We start from the raw sequence: 1,479 nt of genomic DNA on the forward strand, positions 1-1,479 counted from the left end.
AGCACCACGGCCGCCGGGCCGCCCTGGCGTGCCAGTTCGACGCCGGCGTCGAGCAGGGCGCGGCGCAGGTCGCCGTGGCGGTAGGTGCTGCGTGCCGCAGGCGTGTTTCGGGTGGTTACGGTCATGCCAAACAGAATGTGGACACTGTCCATTATCTTTGCTATTGTTTGTGGACGGTGTTCACAATGGGGTGGGCACTTTTTTGTTGGACCCGCCAACCGCAAGGAGATGTCTCCATGAAAGTCGAGCCGTATCTGTTCTTCGAAGGCCGTTGCGAAGAGGCCCTGGATTTCTACCGCAAGGCACTGGGCGCCCAGGTGACCATGCTCATGCGCTACAAGGACAACCCCGACGTCGCCGCCGGGCAAGGCTGTTCGGACCCCGGTGGCGGCCCAGGCCCGAAACCCGAGATGGTGATGCACGCCTCTTTCACGGTGGGCGAAACGCAGGTGATGGCTTCGGACGGCATGGGCTCGGGCCAGCCCGTCTTTCAGGGCGTGTCGCTGTCGCTCAGCCCGGCCAGCGAGGCCGAGGCCCGCAAGCTCTTCGATGCGCTGGCCGACGGCGGCAAGGTGCAGGTGCCGCTGGCCAGGACGTTCTTCTCTCCCGCGTTCGGCATGGTGGCCGACCGCTTCGGCGTGGCGTGGATGGTGGTGGTGCCACAATGAGCCGCGCTGCGTGGCCCCGGTTTGCGCCGCGCGCCGCGCCCGTGCGCTGCCTTCTTTGAGGAGCCCCGATGACCCACTACGGAAGCTGCCATTGCGGCAAAGTCGCGTTCGAAGTCGAAGGCACCATCGACAGTGCACTGGCCTGCAACTGCAGCATGTGCCGGCGCCGGGGTTCGCTGCTGTGGTTCGTGCCGCGCGAGCAGTTGCGCCTGACCACGCCCGAGGCCGACGCGGCCACCTACACCTTCCATAAGCATGTGATCCAGCACCGCTTTTGCGCCACCTGCGGCATCCACACCTTCGGTGAAGGCGTGCACCCGGCAGGCCATCGCATGGCGGCCGTGAATCTGCGCTGCCTGGAGGACGTGGACCTGGACAGCGTGCCGGTGCACCATTACGACGGTCGGGCGGCCTGACGCCGCGCGGCGCGCGCTCCGCATTGGCACGCTTCCGTCCCGAAAGCGACGCGGGTGCGGGTGGTGGCAAGCGCCGGCGAAAGGGGTGGCGCGGCCGCAGCCGGGGCGCCATCCTGGCGACGCGCCGGCGTACCCTTCCCCTTTGCTGATCGTGTAGCCCATGACCCATTCCATCGAAGGCCGCGCACGCTGGCCCGCCCTCATCCTGCTGTGCCTGGGCGAGCTGATGATCGTGCTCGACACCACCATCGTCAACGTCGCGTTGCCCAGCATCCGCAACGACCTGGGCTTCACCGAAACCTCGCTCGTGTGGGTGGTCAACGCCTACATGCTCACCTTTGGCGGCTGCCTGCTGCTGGGCGGGCGGCTGGGCGATCTGTACGGGCACCGGCGGC

Annotated in this window: 3 protein-coding genes and 1 pseudogene; 3 read left to right on the forward strand and 1 reads right to left on the reverse strand. The window is 67.2% G+C overall.

Annotated elements, in window-relative coordinates; genetic code table 11:
* Window positions 1–152 (reverse strand): annotated as a pseudogene (locus tag ACDELDRAFT_RS22355) (TetR family transcriptional regulator); the annotation flags it as partial.
* A gap of 84 nt (window positions 153–236) precedes the next feature.
* Between ACDELDRAFT_RS22355 and ACDELDRAFT_RS22360 the strand changes: the two are divergent.
* The 3 genes from ACDELDRAFT_RS22360 to ACDELDRAFT_RS22370 form a co-directional block, all read left to right on the forward strand.
* The gene (locus tag ACDELDRAFT_RS22360; RefSeq protein ID WP_005801123.1) at window positions 237–668 is read left to right on the forward strand and encodes a VOC family protein; all 432 of its coding nucleotides are present in this window, start codon (window positions 237–239) and stop codon (window positions 666–668) included.
* Window positions 669–736: 68 nt separating this feature from the next.
* On the forward strand, window positions 737–1,084 hold the full coding sequence (locus tag ACDELDRAFT_RS22365) for a GFA family protein (RefSeq protein WP_005801125.1): 348 nt from the start codon (window positions 737–739) through the stop codon (window positions 1,082–1,084).
* 160 nt (window positions 1,085–1,244) lie between these two features.
* Window positions 1,245–1,479 (forward strand): MFS transporter (locus ACDELDRAFT_RS22370; RefSeq protein WP_005801127.1); only part of this gene is annotated, 235 nt, incomplete at its 3' end.

Origin of the sequence: Acidovorax delafieldii 2AN (assembly GCF_000175235.1) — a bacterium.
Lineage (GTDB): Bacteria > Pseudomonadota > Gammaproteobacteria > Burkholderiales > Burkholderiaceae_C > Acidovorax > Acidovorax delafieldii_B.

Coding starts and splice junctions, on each gene's coding strand:
- ACDELDRAFT_RS22365 (WP_005801125.1), top strand. CDS start 737: ATGACCCACTACGGAAGCTGCCATTGCGGCAAAGTCGCGTTCGAAGTC.
- ACDELDRAFT_RS22360 (WP_005801123.1), top strand. CDS start 237: ATGAAAGTCGAGCCGTATCTGTTCTTCGAAGGCCGTTGCGAAGAGGCC.